Annotated in this window: 13 protein-coding genes; 11 read left to right on the top strand and 2 right to left on the bottom strand. The window is 39.9% G+C overall.

What is annotated here, in order from left to right:
• Positions 1 to 526: 526 nt before the first annotated feature.
• The 3 genes from N7Z68_RS17585 (at position 527) to N7Z68_RS17575 (ending at position 3,915) form a co-directional block, all read left to right on the top strand.
• A complete protein-coding gene (locus N7Z68_RS17585) occupies positions 527 to 1,051 on the top strand; it encodes a cell wall hydrolase (protein ID WP_275119781.1) in 525 nt (174 codons plus the stop codon).
• A gap of 373 nt (positions 1,052 to 1,424) precedes the next feature.
• Positions 1,425 to 1,748, top strand: coding sequence for a hypothetical protein (locus N7Z68_RS17580; protein ID WP_275119780.1), 324 nt, complete (start codon positions 1,425 to 1,427; stop codon positions 1,746 to 1,748).
• Positions 1,749 to 1,995: 247 nt separating this feature from the next.
• Positions 1,996 to 3,915 carry a serine hydrolase domain-containing protein gene (locus N7Z68_RS17575; RefSeq protein ID WP_275119779.1) on the top strand — a complete coding sequence of 640 codons (1,920 nt, stop codon included), beginning with the start codon at positions 1,996 to 1,998 and terminating at the stop codon, positions 3,913 to 3,915.
• Between the two features lie 321 nt (positions 3,916 to 4,236).
• Here N7Z68_RS17575 and N7Z68_RS17570 read toward each other — a convergent pair whose 3' ends face one another.
• Entirely contained in the window at positions 4,237 to 4,563 is a 327-nt protein-coding gene (locus N7Z68_RS17570; RefSeq protein ID WP_275119778.1) for a GNAT family N-acetyltransferase, read from the bottom strand.
• Between the two features lie 176 nt (positions 4,564 to 4,739).
• On the opposite strand from N7Z68_RS17570, the gene N7Z68_RS17565 reads away from it, so the two are divergent.
• Complete coding sequence (locus N7Z68_RS17565) at positions 4,740 to 6,407, top strand: long-chain fatty acid--CoA ligase (protein ID WP_275119777.1); 1,668 nt, start codon at positions 4,740 to 4,742, stop codon at positions 6,405 to 6,407.
• A 437-nt stretch (positions 6,408 to 6,844) separates the two neighbouring features.
• Here N7Z68_RS17565 and N7Z68_RS17560 read toward each other — a convergent pair whose 3' ends face one another.
• Positions 6,845 to 8,212, bottom strand: a complete 1,368-nt coding sequence (locus N7Z68_RS17560; RefSeq protein ID WP_275119776.1) for an FAD-binding oxidoreductase — start codon at positions 8,210 to 8,212, stop codon at positions 6,845 to 6,847.
• A 194-nt stretch (positions 8,213 to 8,406) separates the two neighbouring features.
• Between N7Z68_RS17560 and N7Z68_RS17555 the strand changes: the two genes are divergently transcribed.
• From N7Z68_RS17555 to N7Z68_RS17525, 7 genes are all read left to right on the top strand, one after another.
• Positions 8,407 to 9,099 carry a FadR/GntR family transcriptional regulator gene (locus N7Z68_RS17555; protein WP_275119775.1) on the top strand — a complete coding sequence of 231 codons (693 nt, stop codon included), beginning with the start codon at positions 8,407 to 8,409 and terminating at the stop codon, positions 9,097 to 9,099.
• Between the two features lie 144 nt (positions 9,100 to 9,243).
• A complete protein-coding gene (locus tag N7Z68_RS17550; RefSeq protein WP_275119774.1) occupies positions 9,244 to 10,338 on the top strand; it encodes a tartrate dehydrogenase in 1,095 nt (364 codons plus the stop codon).
• Complete coding sequence (locus N7Z68_RS17545; RefSeq protein ID WP_275119773.1) at positions 10,335 to 11,075, top strand: SDR family NAD(P)-dependent oxidoreductase; 741 nt, start codon at positions 10,335 to 10,337, stop codon at positions 11,073 to 11,075. The genes N7Z68_RS17550 and N7Z68_RS17545 overlap by 4 nt, the downstream gene beginning before the upstream one ends.
• Positions 11,076 to 11,077: 2 nt before the next feature.
• Complete coding sequence (locus N7Z68_RS17540) at positions 11,078 to 12,541, top strand: aldehyde dehydrogenase family protein (RefSeq protein WP_275119772.1); 1,464 nt, start codon at positions 11,078 to 11,080, stop codon at positions 12,539 to 12,541.
• 71 nt (positions 12,542 to 12,612) lie between these two features.
• On the top strand, positions 12,613 to 13,647 hold the full coding sequence (locus N7Z68_RS17535; RefSeq protein WP_275119771.1) for a TRAP transporter substrate-binding protein: 1,035 nt from the start codon (positions 12,613 to 12,615) through the stop codon (positions 13,645 to 13,647).
• Between the two features lie 150 nt (positions 13,648 to 13,797).
• Positions 13,798 to 14,268, top strand: coding sequence for a TRAP transporter small permease (locus tag N7Z68_RS17530; protein WP_275119770.1), 471 nt, complete (start codon positions 13,798 to 13,800; stop codon positions 14,266 to 14,268).
• 2 nt (positions 14,269 to 14,270) lie between these two features.
• Positions 14,271 to 15,536 (top strand): TRAP transporter large permease, encoded by a 1,266-nt coding sequence (locus N7Z68_RS17525; protein ID WP_275119769.1) that lies wholly within the window; start codon positions 14,271 to 14,273, stop codon positions 15,534 to 15,536.
• Positions 15,537 to 15,699 lie beyond the last annotated feature (163 nt).

The following is a 15,699-nucleotide window of genomic DNA, read 5'->3' as shown; positions in this document are numbered from 1 at the left end:
TGTCACCAGCTCAATACGCAAAACAATTTACCAATCAATCAGCATGATCAGTCGCACTATGTTAGGCAGTTAGGCTCCTTCTTCACCTAACCACCAACCAGATGATAGAGTGGTTGGGTCAAGCGGGGTGGGCTTGATGCATCCACGGCATCATCTATGCATTTAAAAAGTGAAGAAGGGCCTACTGTTTTAATAATATGGAAAAACTAAAATTCGTTATTTAGGTGTCCACTTTCTTGACATAGGTCCACTCAGTCCGCTTAACTTCTTAATCAATCGGTTTTCCTCTAAATAAGAGCCTCTCAGTCCTCTAATCTATAATTCTCGTTTTGTATAATAGTTTTTTTCTCTTCAAATCATCTGATGGCAGCTTTTTCCTCCAAAACCATGGAAGACATTACAGGTTTAAAGTCTATTCCATATTTGTTATGGTGGTATATGTATTTATTTTGACGTTTAGAGAAGCTTGATTTGCTTTTCTTTTTTTATATAGATCTGATCATTTGACCATAAGGAGGTTTTACGAATGGTTAATGTTATTACTACATTGTTATTATTAACGGGAGCAGAAGTTCCGGAAGAACATTTGCCGAAGTTATACGAAGAACAATTACCGCAGTTACACGAGGAACGTCTCGTTTATAAGACTGAAAAAGATATAGAAGAATTGAATGGACTTGCTGTACGAGTTTCTCTTACTGAAGAAGAGCAAGACCTTTTAGAACGACTTGTCACTGCAGAAGCTAAAAGTGAACCGTTCGAAGGAAAGGTTGCAGTCGCAGAAGTCGTTTTAAATCGAATGGAAAGCGAGCACTTCCCAGACAAATTAGAAGAGGTCGTGTACCAAGAGAACCAATTCTGTCCTGTAACAAATGGTTCCATTCATAAAGAAGCTACGGCGAAGGCCGAGAAAGCCGTTGAGGTAGCTTTGAGAGGAACCAACGAAACGAATGATGCGTTGTATTTTTACAATGACAACATTGTTAAGACAAGCTGGCTCGAAAGCAAACAAACGACAACTCGAATCGGACAACATGTGTTCAAAAAATAATAGATATACAGATGATTATAAAACATTAACTAAGAGCAACTATTTATCATGATAAACGGGTTCAAATTAGAGAGAGCGTAATTGTAAATGATAATAGGAGTTGCGTACTAAATCATATGGTTTAGTACGCTTTTTTGTTGTTATTTTTAATGAGTATGATTATAGAGCAAAACCTTGTTTCCTTTATAACTCTAAAACTAGAAGTGCTGCCTTTTTTCATCTGTTGAGAGTAGATAAATATTCTAGTAATTCTGGAATTTAATGTTAAAATATATCATAGGAAATAAGTGTAAGAAACGACAGGGTTGTCAGAGTAGTTATCTATCTATGGGCAGCTCGGTTTAAAAAAATATAAGAAATGAGGTGGCACTACATGATTAGTGCTTCTACTTGGTTTGACCCATATAATTTGGAAGTGCTTGTCATTCCACTTGCTGTTATTCTTGGAATGCTATCAGCTTGGATTACCAAAAGAGTAATATTAGGACCTTTAGTCTATGTTAGTGTAACCATTCTTTTTTATATGTGGATTTATGTATATTTTTATTCGTCCGATTCCTCACAATTTTTCGCTGTCCATATGAATGATTTAGAATCGTACATAATAGAAACATTTTTTATTGGAACTACCTGGATATTATCATGGGGGTTGATTAAAGCACAAAAGAAGACGAAATTAACGGATGAATTGCTTTAACAAATAAGTCATCCATGTGATTGCTCCTGTTTATCTAATTTTAGAATTAGAATTATTAATTACACGTGTGCTTTGCTTCCAACTTGAGCAAAGCATTTTTTTAACAAGCAAGGGAGGGTATTGTTATTAAACGATTGTACGTAAATTGACATACCTAAATATTCCAAAAAAATATATGATAAAAGTAACAGTTCAATAGTATTTAGAATGAGAAAGTTAGAATGATCATAACAAGGGAGGGATTAAATTGAAGAAACAAATTGTATTCATGTTATGTATTTTGTTGCTCGTCCTACCGCTGCAAATTCATGCAACCGTGACGCCAGGTAAAGGCATCGAGATCACTAAAGAAAATGTGCAGGCGTTTGTTGAGCAAATGTTTGAAGAAAATATGGAAGAGTACCAGATTCCGGGAGCGGTAATCCTAGTTGTAAAAGATAACGAAATCCTTTACGAACAAGGTTTCGGGTATGCGAATCTGGAACAGGAGCTTAAAGTCGATCCGAGTCAATCGTTCTTTCGAATTGGATCGGTATCAAAGTTGTTTACAGCAACGGCAATTATGCAGTTAGTCGAACAGGGATTGGTCGATCTAGAAGCGGATGTTAATGAGTATTTGACTTATTTCCAAATTGATACCCAGCAGTTTCAACCAATCCGAGTGAAGCACCTTTTAACACATACACCGGGTTTTGATGAGAGATTTTTCGGAATGGCAGCTGAGCATTATAGTAAACGACTACCGTTACGAGAATACTTAAAAGAAAACCAACCACAGATGATACGCGAACCCGGTCAGTATATCCAATACAGTAATTATGGAATGGGAATATTAGGGTTAGTTATTGAAGAAGTTTCAGGATTATCTTATGAGGAATACATTGAAAAACATATTTTAAAACCGCTCAATATGAACGATACTTATGTCGCGATGAACGCAGCTGTCGAGGAACAGCTAGCCCGTGAATATTTTCCAAGAGGAGAACACTTTCAAGAAGAACCTTTATATGATTACCACTATCCTCCTGCCGGATCGTTCGTAGCTACAGCTGAAGATATGGCCAAATTTATGCTCCTTCATTTAAATGAAGGTACTTGGAATGGAACGACGGTCATAAACGAAAGTACAGCAAAGCTCATGCATGAACGGCAATTTTCTCAGCATCCGAATGTACAAGGTTTTGGGTATGGATTTTTTGAACGACTGCAGAACTCCCATCGCTTTTTGGAACATGGTGGTAACACAGGTGGAACAAATAGTATGTTGATGATTGATAAGGAGCGGAATATTGGGATATTTACGTCTAATAACGGGTTTGCAGGAGGACTACTTAGTTATTATTTTCCGTCTCATTTTATTAACCATTTTTATCCGATGAGTCAATCCGTTGTAGCAATGGAAACAGCCGCACAACCTGTTGAGGAAGGTCTTAAACGATACGAGGGCAGCTATTATACAAACCGCTACAGTCATGAAGATGCGTCAAAAATTACACTAGCGATGGCACCTCCAATCAAAGTAAGTCAGGACACCGATCATTCATTGATTGTTCAGAATTTAGGACAGGAAAGTACATTTATCCAAGTAGAACCGCTTGTATTTATGAACCCTGAAACCGAACAGTATCTTGCTTTTGAAGAAGACGGAAAAGGGCAGATCACTCACTTGTTTTATCCAGACAGCTTCGTGTATGAAAAAGGTACCTGGTACCAAAATGCAATGTTGCACGGCATCCTATTCGGTGTTTTTGTTTTGTTTTCTGTAGCTACTGGTCTTTTCTTGATTATAAAACTAATTAAAAAATTAGTGTCAAGAAATAAACAAAGAAATTCGACAGAAACGAAACAGAGCTGGTATAAGGATGCAGGAAAGCTAAACATGCTGATTTGTTTGAGTTTTTTACTCTTTTTAGTTGTACTTGTAACGGGGTTCCTTCAGATGGATGGGATTGCGGCTGTGTTTATTGAACTGCCTCTCGCGGTTCAATTGGCACTCTACATTCCATTAATTACTCTGATATTAGTCCTCATACAAGGCTTTGCCCTTATTTTCGCTTGGTTGTCTAGATCAGGTACGGTGTTTAAAAGGCTATATTATACGACGGTTTTATTTTTGGCCATGAGCGTACTGCTCATATTGAATTATTACAATATGATTGGGATCTAGATTTAAGCGGTAAGTTGATCTATTGGTAGAACATTTCAAACGTACAAAAAACCTTCTTCTATGATCATTGTGGAAGAAGGTTTTTTTAAAATTAAAAATTCGAAGCTCTATGGTGACCGTGACCTTCGTTTTAAACAGGGGGCGGGTACTAATCGAGCTCTATTCTTTTATTTCATACGGTGCGCTCCAGTCCGTATGTTCTCAACCGGACCCTTTCGCTTTTCTTATTGGAAAAGTGGCTCATTCTTAAAATTTATGCTAGTATTTTTCCCTCTTGTCAACCTTGAATTAATTGCATTTGAACACTTGCTTACTATCCGATCATAGTTTCTTTTCATAATTATCAACTCGGTTATTGTGTCCGTCTGTTGCTGAGTTGATGATCACAAAGCCTTCTTGTCTCCAAAAGGCTGCCCCAATCTCATTACCATCTTGAACACACAATCTCACTTTCTGTTTATTTTGATCGATCAGTTTTTTCTCGAGCAGGTGGAGGGCCTTTGAAGCGATCCCGCCTCTGCCATGTTGTTTATGGACAATTAACAAACCTATCCACGGTAGATGGTCGGACTTATGATTTAAGAGATAATGAATGAGTCCAACAGGTCCATTGTCTTTCGTTATGTAGTAATATTCTGCACCTAACATTTAGATTATATTAAAAAAATATTCTAGTAAAAGATTGAAGTGAGGGAGAGTTCCTTTCCTGAAAATAAATTTACATTTATATGAATATTCTGTTATTATTAGACTATGTATCTTGTAAGCGGTTACACTTGTTCTTTCACCGAGTGATTATTTTTTATTTGGGTGGTGACTTTTTAATGTTTACACGGCATTTTGAATTTTGGCCAAAGCATTTACCGAAATCTTTACCGATCCCTGAATCCACGATTTATGACAACTTGGAAACGACCACCAAACGTTACCCTAATAAAACAGCGATAGTTTTTTACGGAACAGAAATTACTTATGAACAACTCCACAAAGAAGTTGAACAATTGGCGGGTTATTTGCAGCAGGAACTGGAGGTCTCTAAAGGTGATCGAGTGTTACTGTACATGCAAAATTCACCGCAGTATATCATTGCTTTTTACGCGATTTTACGTGTAGGTGCTGTCGTTGTTCCGATTAATCCTATGAATGTAAAAGATGAGGTTGCGTTTTATTTATCAGATTGTGACGCAAAAGTGGCGATTGCCGGCCAGGAATTAATGCCGGAAATTGAGCCGTGTCTTGGTGTCACACCTCTTCAACATATTGTCGTCGCAGCCTATTCCGAATATGCGCAACAAGAGTTGGATTATGAGGTTCCTCCTGTTGTTACTGAGGAAAAGCTAATTTTCATTTCTTCAGCAATTACGGGCTGGAAGGAAGCGTTATTAGCGGGTCATAAAGCTGGGCCAAGTGGAGGCACAAGCGATGATTTATGTTGCTTGCCATATACATCAGGTACGACCGGGAAACCAAAAGGCTGCATGCATACTCATAAAACCTTGCAAGCCACCCTTGTAGGAGGCGCAGTTTGGGGCGGTGCAACACCAGCCGATACGAGTTTGTCCACGTTGCCGCTTTACCATGTAACTGGCATGCAACATAATATGAACGGCCCGATATACTTAGGAGGAACAATGGTTGTAATGACACGTTGGGATCGGGATGTCGCGTTAACCTTAATGGAGCGGTATCGAGTCACGAGGTGGACGAACATTTCGACAATGGTTGTGGATTTCTTAGGCAACCAGAATCTCAAGAAAGAAGCGATCGAGTCCCTGCGGATGATTGGCGGTGGTGGAGCTCCGCTTCCTGAGGCTGTTGGACAGAAACTGTTTGAATTGACTGGACTTCGGTATGTCGAGGGTTATGGACTGACAGAAACGATGTCGCAAATTCATCAAAATCCACTGGATCGAGCGAAGTTACAGTGTTTAGGGGTGCCGCAGTTTGATGTCGATGCTAGAGTCGTAGATCCGGTGACGTTAAAAGAACTAGGCCCACATGAAGAAGGCGAAATCATCGTAACAGGAGAACAGGTATTCAAAGGGTACTGGAATCGACCGGTGGAGACGAAAGGTGCCTTTGTTACGATAGATGGGAAGGAATTTTTTAGAACAGGAGATATCGCTCGCTATGATGAGGAAGGATATTTCTTCTTAGTCGACCGGGTGAAACGTATGATTAATGCGTCTGGTTTTAAAGTCTGGCCAGCCGAAGTTGAAATGTCTTTGTATAAACATCCTTCGGTTCAAAATGCTTGTGTCATCGGAGTGCCGGATGCTAGACGAGGAGAGACGGTCAAAGCGTTTATCGTCCTGAATGATAGTGGAAAAGATACTTCTGCTGAAGAGATCATCACTTGGGCCAAGGAGCATATGGCGGCCTATAAGGTTCCAAAAATTATTCAATTTCTTGATGCACTTCCTGTATCAGGAAGCGGCAAGATCCTGTGGCGAAAACTACAAGAGCAGGAGCAGCAGAAAGTAGAGGGGTAGGCTTTGTTGTAAAAGTTTGCTAGTGAAACTGCGTTCTCATGATGGTGTGAGGACGCGGTTTTTTTAGAGTTTGATTAAGGGGGGAGTGTGGAGTGCATTCTGCTGTTGGTTGCAACAAAATGTTATCGACTTTTTGGCACTACAAGGGTAAGTCCATTTTAAAATAATTATATTCTGCAAATTTTATTATGTAGTTTTGTTTTAACAACCTTATGATTGACTACAAGCTTAATGGAGAACGATAACAAATTAGTCGTTGGTTTAACTTATTGGGTACTTGAGAGGACCTTATTAGCTATGAATCTAGTGTCATGGACTCTTATTTTGCTAAATTAGGGCTTCTGAGGACCCTAAATCTTAGAAATTGGTCATTTTGAAACAAATAAGGTCCTCTAGAGTCCCTAAACTTTTTTCAACAACATGTTACCGCAGCCGTATTAATATTTATCTATAATTTTATCTGGATTTAGGATACATTTTGGATCTAATGCCTTTTTAATCGTAATCATGACGTCATAAGCAGCGCCGTGCTCAAGGCGTTGGTATTTCTTTTTTCCCACTCCAACACCGTGCTCACCCGTGCATGTTCCACCGCGAGCGATGGCATATTTTACAAGGTGCTCAGTAAACTTCTCGGTAAGTTCCATTTCTTTTGGATCGTTTTTATCCACCATTAAGAGGACATGGAAGTTGCCGTCGCCGACGTGACCGACGATGCCACCTACAAGAGCGAACTCTTCCAATGTTTTCCTAGCATTATTTATTGCTCCAGCTAGCTCGGATATCGGCAGACAAACATCGGTTACTAATAACTTCTTACCCGAAGCGCCGTGGATAAAAGCATAAGCTAGATTATGTCGCGCTTCCCATAATTGATACGCGGCTTTTGAGTCGTTTTCGAAAATGATTTCTTGACAGCCTAAATCATAGACAATTTCCTGTGTAAACTCTACATCTTGTGCGAGACCCGCTTCGTTCCCGTGAAATTCTACGAAGAGGGTAGGAGCCTCAAGATAATTCGTTTTACTGTGATGATTTACTTGTTTCATAGAATAACTGTCCACCAGTTCGCAACGTGCAATTGGGATCCCCGCCTGGAGGATCTTGACGACAGCATCAACCGCTTGAGAAACAGTAGGGAAAACGGCTCTTGCAGCCGTTGTGTACTCTGGAATTCCGTATACTTGTAATGTAATTTCTGTAAACAGACCGAGCGTCCCCTCAGAACCTACGAAGAGAGAATTCAGATGATAGCCTGAGCTAGATTTTACAGCTAAACTACCCGTTTGAATAATGTTACCGTCTGCTAGAACAACTTCTAGATTTCGAACTTGATCACTCATCACACCATATCGAACTGAGGTCGTTCCACTTGCATTTGTGGCGATCATTCCTCCAATGGTCGCGTCCGCTCCTGGGTCAACAGGGAAGAATAATCCGTATTGTTTTAAGGCTTTGTTTAACTGGGTTCGAGTGATGCCAGGCTGGACTTTGACGAGAAAGTCATTTTCTCGAATTTCAATAATTTGATTCATTAACGAGAAATCCACGGTAATCCCACCTTGGTAAGGAATCACATGGCCTTCTAAACTAGAGCCAAGTCCAAATGGGATGACCGGCACTTCATATTGACTCGCAATCTTGTTAATCCCACTAACTTCTTCAGTACTTTTAGGGAAGACGACGGCATGAGGTAAGGCTTCGGTATGGTGTGATTCGTCTTTTCCGTGATTTCGTAGAGTCGTTTCATTTGTTGAGACACGATCTTCAGATAGTAGTTCGACTAATGCAGTGATGTGATCCATATCTAATTCCCCCTTGAAGTAGCATACTAACTATTTTTCTATAAATGTTATCACAAGACAATTCGAAATTGTAAATAAGATTTCTGCATTTTACACAATTCCGACAAATTTTAATTGATTGACTATTTAGAATTGCATATATATAATACTCTTAAGTTAACAGGTCTTATGAAGACTTAGAGAAGGTGAAAAACTTGAAAGTAAGACGTACTTCTTTAGTTGATGATGTTGTTTCTGCATTTATCCAGGATGTTGAGGACGGTAAGTATGAGAGTAGTAAAAAACTACCTTCACAAAAAGATTTAGCTGAGTATTATCAAGTGAGTTTAATTGTTTTACGAGAAGCGCTTTCGAAATTATCTGCGATTGGAATGGTAAGTTTTCATCAAGGGAAAGGCACTTATCTCAATAAAGAGGGAAGGTCATCTACATCTTCTGACTTTTCATCGTTGATTTTCCATGATGTTCAAAATTTGAGATCTGTCATCGAAGCGCGACAACTCATTGAGAAGGAAACGAGCTACTTAGCAGCCCAACGAAGAACGAATGAAGATTTGCTGGAGATCGAAAAGGCGATTAATGGTATGAGAGAAAACTTCGATCAGATGGAAGTGTTTGCGAAATGGGATTTAGAGTTTCATATTGCGGTCGCTAAAGCTTCGAAAAACCCTGTATTACAACGGGTGATTACCCTTATGATTGAAAGCTATCGAAAGCAAGTACATAAGTTTTTTAGTATACCGGATGTCGTTGAACGAGTATTTGGAGAGCATGAACGTATATATGAGCATATTCGAGATGGGAAGGCGGAAGAAGCGTCTAGTATCATGTATTCACATTTTGAATTACCGGAAAGAGTATTTTCTTTAATGCTAGAAGAGAAGTGATTTGAACTTAGACCGTATTGAAAGCGCTCCTTTGATTGTTAGATTTTTTAACAAGTCATCTCATGTTTTCCTACTATCTTGTGAGTCATAGCCTAGCAAGATGTGCTAGTTTTATAGATTACGAAGAGAAGAGGTAGATAGAAAATGACCACCCTACATAAGATTGCGGTTTTACCTGGAGATGGAATTGGTCCCGAAGTTGTCCGTGAAGCTATGAAAGTGTTAGAACTATTGAAAGAATTAGATTCGTCATTACATATCGATTTTGAAACGTTTGATTGGAACAGTGATTATTACCTTGAAAACGGCAGGATTATGCCAAAGGATGGCCTAGAAATATTAAAGCAGTATGACGCTATTTTATTTGGAGCGATTGGAGATGCACGTGTTCCAGATGAAGTGACGATTTGGCAACTGATCATGCCGATTCGAAAACAGCTGCAACAATATATCAATTTCCGTCCTGTAAAACTATTGAAAGGTGTTCCTTCGCCGTTAGCTAACGAAAAAGATATTGATTTTGTTATCATTCGCGAAAATGCAGAAGGTGAATACTCCAATAGTGGCGGAAGACTGTATACCGGACTAGATCAAGAAATTGCCGTTCAAAATACGATCATCACAAGGGCTGGTACGAAAAAAGTCGCAGAGTTTGCCTATGAATATGCGAAAAAGCACGGGAAACAATCAGTGACAAGTGCAACCAAATCGAATGCGATCCTTCATTCAATGGTACTGTGGGATGAGGTCGTCAAAGAAGTGAGTAAGGATTATCCATCCATTCATACGGATCACTATTTCATTGATGCCCTTGTTGCTTATTTTGTATCGAGACCACAGGATTTTGACGTTGTCGTAGCTTCGAATTTATTCGGAGATATTTTAAGTGATTTAGGATCTGCAGTCGTAGGGGGACTCGGTCTTTCACCGTCTGCTAACTTAAATCCTGAACGAGATTTTCCTTCTATGTTTGAGCCGGTGCATGGTTCAGCACCTGACATTGCGGGGCAAGGAATTGCCAATCCGATCGCGCAAATCTGGTCATCTGCCCTGATGCTTGAACATTTAGGAAGAGCGGATCTAGCAGATGTGATTGTCGAGTCCATTGAGCAAGTATTACTAGACAACCAAGTTCGTACACCAGACCTCGGGGGGACGTCAACAACAAGTGATATGGGAACTGCAATTTGTGAATCGATTAAAAAAGTGATTCACGAAAGGCAGGTGAATCATTCATGAGATTACGAGATGAAGTATTTGTAGTAACCGGTGCACAAGGCGGAATGGGAAAAGAAACCGTGAAGCGTTTCTTAGAGGAAGGGGCTTATGTCGCTGCTGTTGACTTAAACATCGACAACTCTATAAAAAATGATCGGCTGCTACCGATTTCTGCTGATTTGACGAATGAAGAAGATGTAAAGAACGTTTTTTCTAAGACCTATCAAGTGTTCGGCAAAATTACAGGGCTTTTAAATATAGCTGGGGTGGCCCAATCCGCTACACCAATTGAAGAAGTAAGTTTAGATGAGTGGAAAAAAATTATCGACGTAAATACAACAGCTGTTTTTCTCACCTGTCGTGAAGTTGCTCCTTATTTAAAACAGCAAAACGATGGAGTGATTGTGAATGTGGCTTCTATTTCAGCGGTACGACCACGTCCTGGCTTAAATGCATACATCGCTTCAAAAGGTGCTACCGTATCATTATCTCAGGCGCTGGCGATTGAACTTGCTGAGTATGGCATTCGCGTCAATGTGGTGAATCCGGGACCAGCGGATACACAAATGTTAGGTCAATTTTCATCGAAAGATATGGATATCGAAACAACGAAGGAAACGATTTTCAAAAAGAGTGTTCCATTAGGGAAATTAATTCAACCGATTGATATCGCTAATTCCTTGGTTTATCTCAGTTCGAAGGAATCCGCGATCGTGACCGGAGCTGTCTTAAATGTAGATGGTGGAAGGGGGATTTAACGATGAGTAACTCAACAACAAAAGTCCAAGGGTGTTATATCAACGGCGAATGGACCGTCCCAGATCCATTGAATCTAATTGAAGTAAAAAATCCCGCGAATGGTAGCGTGATTGCCGTCGTTCCTAGAGGAAATCAAGAGGACGTTAACCGGGCTGTAAATGCAGCGAAAGAAGCCTTCCGTTCAAAAGAGTGGAGAGCGTTAGAACCTCAGCAAAGAGGTAGACTTCTTTTTAAAGCAGCGGAAATCATCCGTGAAAACAAAGAGGAGCTAGCGAAAATCGAAACATTGAATGTCGGAAAACCGTTAAAACAATCTGAAGTCGATGTCGAAGTGGCCGCTCGTTATTTTGATTTTTATGCAGGTATTGCTGATAAGATCATGGGAGAAACGATCCCGGTTCAAGAAGGAATTATTAATTATACCGTTCGAGAGCCGATCGGAATCGTAGGCCATGTCATCCCGTGGAATTATCCATTGCAAATTGGTGCAAGAAGTATTGCTGTTTCACTGGCAACAGGGAATGCGGCAGTATTAAAGCCTGCCGAGGACACTCCTTTAAGCATACTTAAGCTGGTTGAACTGCTTGAACCATTAGGATTTCCTAAAGGAATTTTAAATGTCGTGACGGGATACGGTCATGAAGCTGGTGCTGCACTATCAGGGCATCCAGACATCAATCACATTACGTTTACCGGGTCGGTTGAAACAGGAAAAAGAGTCATGGAAAGTGCGGCTAAAAATATTGTTCCTGTGACACTTGAGCTTGGTGGAAAATCGCCGAATATCGTATTTGACGATTGCAACGTTGAAAATACGCTCGATTGGGTTCTTCGTTCCATTGTTCAAAATTCAGGGCAAACGTGTTCAGCCGGCTCTCGTCTGGTCATACAGGAAACCATCAAAAAATCGTTTGTGAAACAGCTTGCTAAAGCAATGGAAAAGCTTACAATCGGTGCAGGAATTGATCATCCTGACCTTGGCCCTGTCCTTTCGAAAAAGCAATTTGAACATATTGAAAGATTTTTAACATTAGCCAAAGAAGATGGTATTCCAGTCGCGACTGGAGGAAACTGGGTGACAGTCGATGGCTGTGAAGAGGGTTACTTTTTACAACCGACCATATTGGATGATGTACCACCTGAGCATCTTCTTGCCCAAGAAGAAATCTTTGGTCCTGTATTGACTGTAAGCACGTTTCGTACAAAGGAAGAAGCCGTTCAAATCGCGAATGGGACTCCGTATGGATTGGTTGCAGGTGTGTGGACCGAAGATGTGGGAAGAGCTCATCGTGTGGCCAACCAATTGGAATGTGGTCAAGTCTTTATCAATCATTATGGTGCTGGTGGAGGAGTGGCTCAACCATTTGGCGGTCATAAAAAGAGTGGGTTTGGACGAGAGAAAGGCTTAGAAGCGATCCAAAACTATACCCAATTAAAGAACGTTGCTTTACGTTATTCATTTTAGGTTTTAATCTTGTTGTCTATCAAACAGCAAAATTAAAATATATAAAAACAAAGACATTAGGGGGAATTTAGATGAAAAGGTGGCCTTTTTTAACAGCTGCTGTATTAGCAACAACAATGTTATTAGGAGCTTGTGGAGGTTCTCAGACATCAACAGAAGGTGAAACTGGTGGAGATACAGAAGAACCGGCAGTTTCAACAGGGGAGTCATTTGTATTACAAGCAGGACATTCTTTACCAGAGGATCATCCTTATGAGTTAGGGCTTCAAGAGATGGCAAAAAATATTGAAGAGCGAACAAATGGTCAAGTGGTAATTGAAACGTTCCCGAACAGCCAAATTGGTGCAGAAAGAGAGTTAACAGAAGCTCTTACACTAGGAACGGTTGATTTAGTTGTTACATCAACAGCTCCTGTATCGAACTTTGTACCTGAACTTGAAGTATTAGACTTACCATTCTTATTCAACGATCGTGATGCTGCAGTTGCAGTTCTTGAAGGTGAAATTGGACAAGAGATTTTTGCAAGCTTTGAACAGTATGGAATTGTTCCACTTTCTTGGGGTGAAAATGGTTTCCGTCATGTAACGAATGGCTTAAGACCAATTACAGAGCCTGCTGACCTAAAAGGATTGAGCATTCGTACGCAAGAAAACCCTGTACACAGAGCAGCATTTGAAGCTCTAGGCGCACAACCGTCTCCAATGGCTTGGACAGAAGCATTAACTGCTTTACAACAAAAAGTAGTTGACGCACAAGAAAACCCAGCGATCGTTGCGGATCAATTCAACTTATTCGAAGCGAACCAAAAATACATGACATTAACAGGACATGTCTACTCAGCGGCATTATTTTTATTAAGCCAAGAAACGTACGATAAACTTCCTGAAGATTTACGTGCGATTGTTGTTGAAGAAGGGCAAAAAGCTGGTGAGTTCCAACGTAATTTAATTATCGAAATGGAACAAGAATCTTTACAAAACTTAAAAGAACAAGGAATGGAAATTATTGAAGATGTAGATGTAGATCCTTTCCGTGAAGGAATCGTATCCGTCTATGAAAACTTCTCTAACCAAGACTTACTTCAACGTATTTTAGACGCACAATAAGTTTCATAGTTTAGTAGTGAGAAAACGGGAAGTCTCTTTCTTCCCGTTTTTTTATAGAATGTTCGTAAAAAAAACACCAGCCCCAATGAATCTGTTTCGATGGACCATTGGTAAACAGGCTTTTATGCTTATCTAAAAGGTGGGAGACAAATGAGAAAAGTAATTAATTCAATCAACCTAACCGTAAATTATCTCCTTATAGCCATATTCATTGTATTAATCGTAGCTGTATTTTGCCAAGTGCTCTTTCGATTTGTTATCAACCAACCGTTGGCTTGGACAGAAGAGCTTTCACGTTATTCATTGGTATGGGTTACTTTTTTAGGGGCGGCACATGCGATGGGTACCAAATCGCATATTGGAATGTCAGCTCTAGTTGACAAGTCGCCACTTCTTTTACGTCGTTTTTTAATCGTCGTGGCAGCACTAGTTAGTCTAGGATTTTTCTTCATTATGATTCAACAAGGGTTCAATCTCGTAGGACGTTCAATGACTCAATTATCAGCCGTTTTACGAATTCCGATGGGGTATGTGTACTTGGTCATTCCGATCAGTGGAATTCTCCTTGCGATTAACCTATTAGATGTCACGTGGCAAGAGCTAAGGAAAGGAGAGGAATAGGTATGGAAATGTTAGTTTTTGCATTATTAATTCTATTATTTATTATTAATGTTCCGATCGCAATTGCGTTAGCGATGTCAGCTGCTATTATTTTTATTATTCAAGATTCCATTCCTTTACTTTCCATTATGCAACGAATGTTTAGCTCGGTTGACTCGTTTCCGCTTCTAGCCATTCCGTTCTTTATTCTAGCAGGGAAGCTGATGGAAAGCGGTGGAATGTCCAAACGGCTGATCCACCTTGCAAACGTCATCTTTGGGAGAATGCGCGGGGGACTTGCGGTCGTGTCTATCATTGCTTGTGCTTTCTTTGCCGCACTATCTGGGTCAGCGGCAGCAACTACAGCAGCGATTGGGTCGATCTTAATTCCAGCGATGGTGAAAAAAGGCTATGACCGAAATTTCTCAGCAGCCGTACAAGCAACAGGGGGTACGATTGGAATCGTTATTCCTCCAAGTGTTCCGATTATCCTATTTGGTGTAGCAGCAGGTGCGTCCATTAGTGACTTATTTATTGCGGGTATTATTCCAGGATTATTTATCGTCGTATCGTTGACCATCCTTGTTTATGTGATTTCGATTATCAAAGGATATGGTGGGGGCGAAAAATACAACTTTAAAGAGTTTTTGATCGCATTAAAAGATGCCTCGCTTGCTTTATTAATGCCTGTTATCATTTTAGGTGGTATTTACGGTGGGATTTTTACACCAACTGAAGCAGCTCTCGTCGCCGTTGTCTATGGTTTCATAGTTGGTTTCATTATTTATCGAGAAATTAAGATAAAAGATTTCTATCATATTTTTACTTCATCCATCCAAATAACTTCAGTTATCATGTTTATTATTGTCGGGGCTTCGGTTTTCGGATCATATTTAACACGTGAAAAAATACCAGCTCAAATTACAGAGTTTATGCTAGGGCTATCGGATAACTGGATTGTGATGTTACTATTAATCAATCTACTTCTTTTAGTCGTTGGAATTTTCCTAGAGACGGCTGCAGCAATTATCATTTTAACTCCCATTCTAGCGCCAGTCGCTCAAGCTTTAGGGATGGATATGGTTCATTTTGGAATTATTATGATTGTAAACTTAGCGATCGGCTTTATTACGCCACCGGTGGGAATTAACCTCTTCGTCGCTTCCAATATAGCAGGAACCAAGTTTGAGAGTCTAATAAAGGCGATCATTCCTTTTATCTTAGTTATGATTGTGTGTGTCCTTATCATCACATTCTTACCTGTGTTGACCTTATACTTAGTGAGATAATAGAATTGTTTGTATGCGTAGAAGCAGAACTCGTTGGAGAAGGGTTCTGCTTTTTGGTTTTTCTGCTACGGATTTAATTAGGCTACGCTTAACCTACGAAATTGGCAGGCTTGGATTGAACTACACTAATTGTATAAAAATCGGACGCTTGATCTAGAGTTAC

The organism is Alkalihalobacterium chitinilyticum (assembly GCF_029028005.1).
GTDB lineage: Bacteria > Bacillota > Bacilli > Bacillales > Bacillaceae_F > Alkalihalobacterium > Alkalihalobacterium chitinilyticum.
Note: the sequence above shows the minus strand (reverse complement) of the source record. Positions and strands in the feature narration are given on the sequence as shown.

Bases quoted from the DNA above. Each gene is read 5' to 3' on its own strand.
- N7Z68_RS17585 (WP_275119781.1), top strand. From the start codon at position 527: ATGGTTAATGTTATTACTACATTGTTATTATTAACGGGAGCAGAAGTT.
- N7Z68_RS17580 (WP_275119780.1), top strand. From the start codon at position 1,425: ATGATTAGTGCTTCTACTTGGTTTGACCCATATAATTTGGAAGTGCTT.
- N7Z68_RS17570 (WP_275119778.1), bottom strand. From the start codon at position 4,563: ATGTTAGGTGCAGAATATTACTACATAACGAAAGACAATGGACCTGTT.
- N7Z68_RS17565 (WP_275119777.1), top strand. From the start codon at position 4,740: ATGTTTACACGGCATTTTGAATTTTGGCCAAAGCATTTACCGAAATCT.
- N7Z68_RS17560 (WP_275119776.1), bottom strand. From the start codon at position 8,212: ATGGATCACATCACTGCATTAGTCGAACTACTATCTGAAGATCGTGTC.
- N7Z68_RS17550 (WP_275119774.1), top strand. From the start codon at position 9,244: ATGACCACCCTACATAAGATTGCGGTTTTACCTGGAGATGGAATTGGT.
- N7Z68_RS17545 (WP_275119773.1), top strand. From the start codon at position 10,335: ATGAGATTACGAGATGAAGTATTTGTAGTAACCGGTGCACAAGGCGGA.
- N7Z68_RS17540 (WP_275119772.1), top strand. From the start codon at position 11,078: ATGAGTAACTCAACAACAAAAGTCCAAGGGTGTTATATCAACGGCGAA.
- N7Z68_RS17535 (WP_275119771.1), top strand. From the start codon at position 12,613: ATGAAAAGGTGGCCTTTTTTAACAGCTGCTGTATTAGCAACAACAATG.
- N7Z68_RS17530 (WP_275119770.1), top strand. From the start codon at position 13,798: ATGAGAAAAGTAATTAATTCAATCAACCTAACCGTAAATTATCTCCTT.
- N7Z68_RS17525 (WP_275119769.1), top strand. From the start codon at position 14,271: ATGGAAATGTTAGTTTTTGCATTATTAATTCTATTATTTATTATTAAT.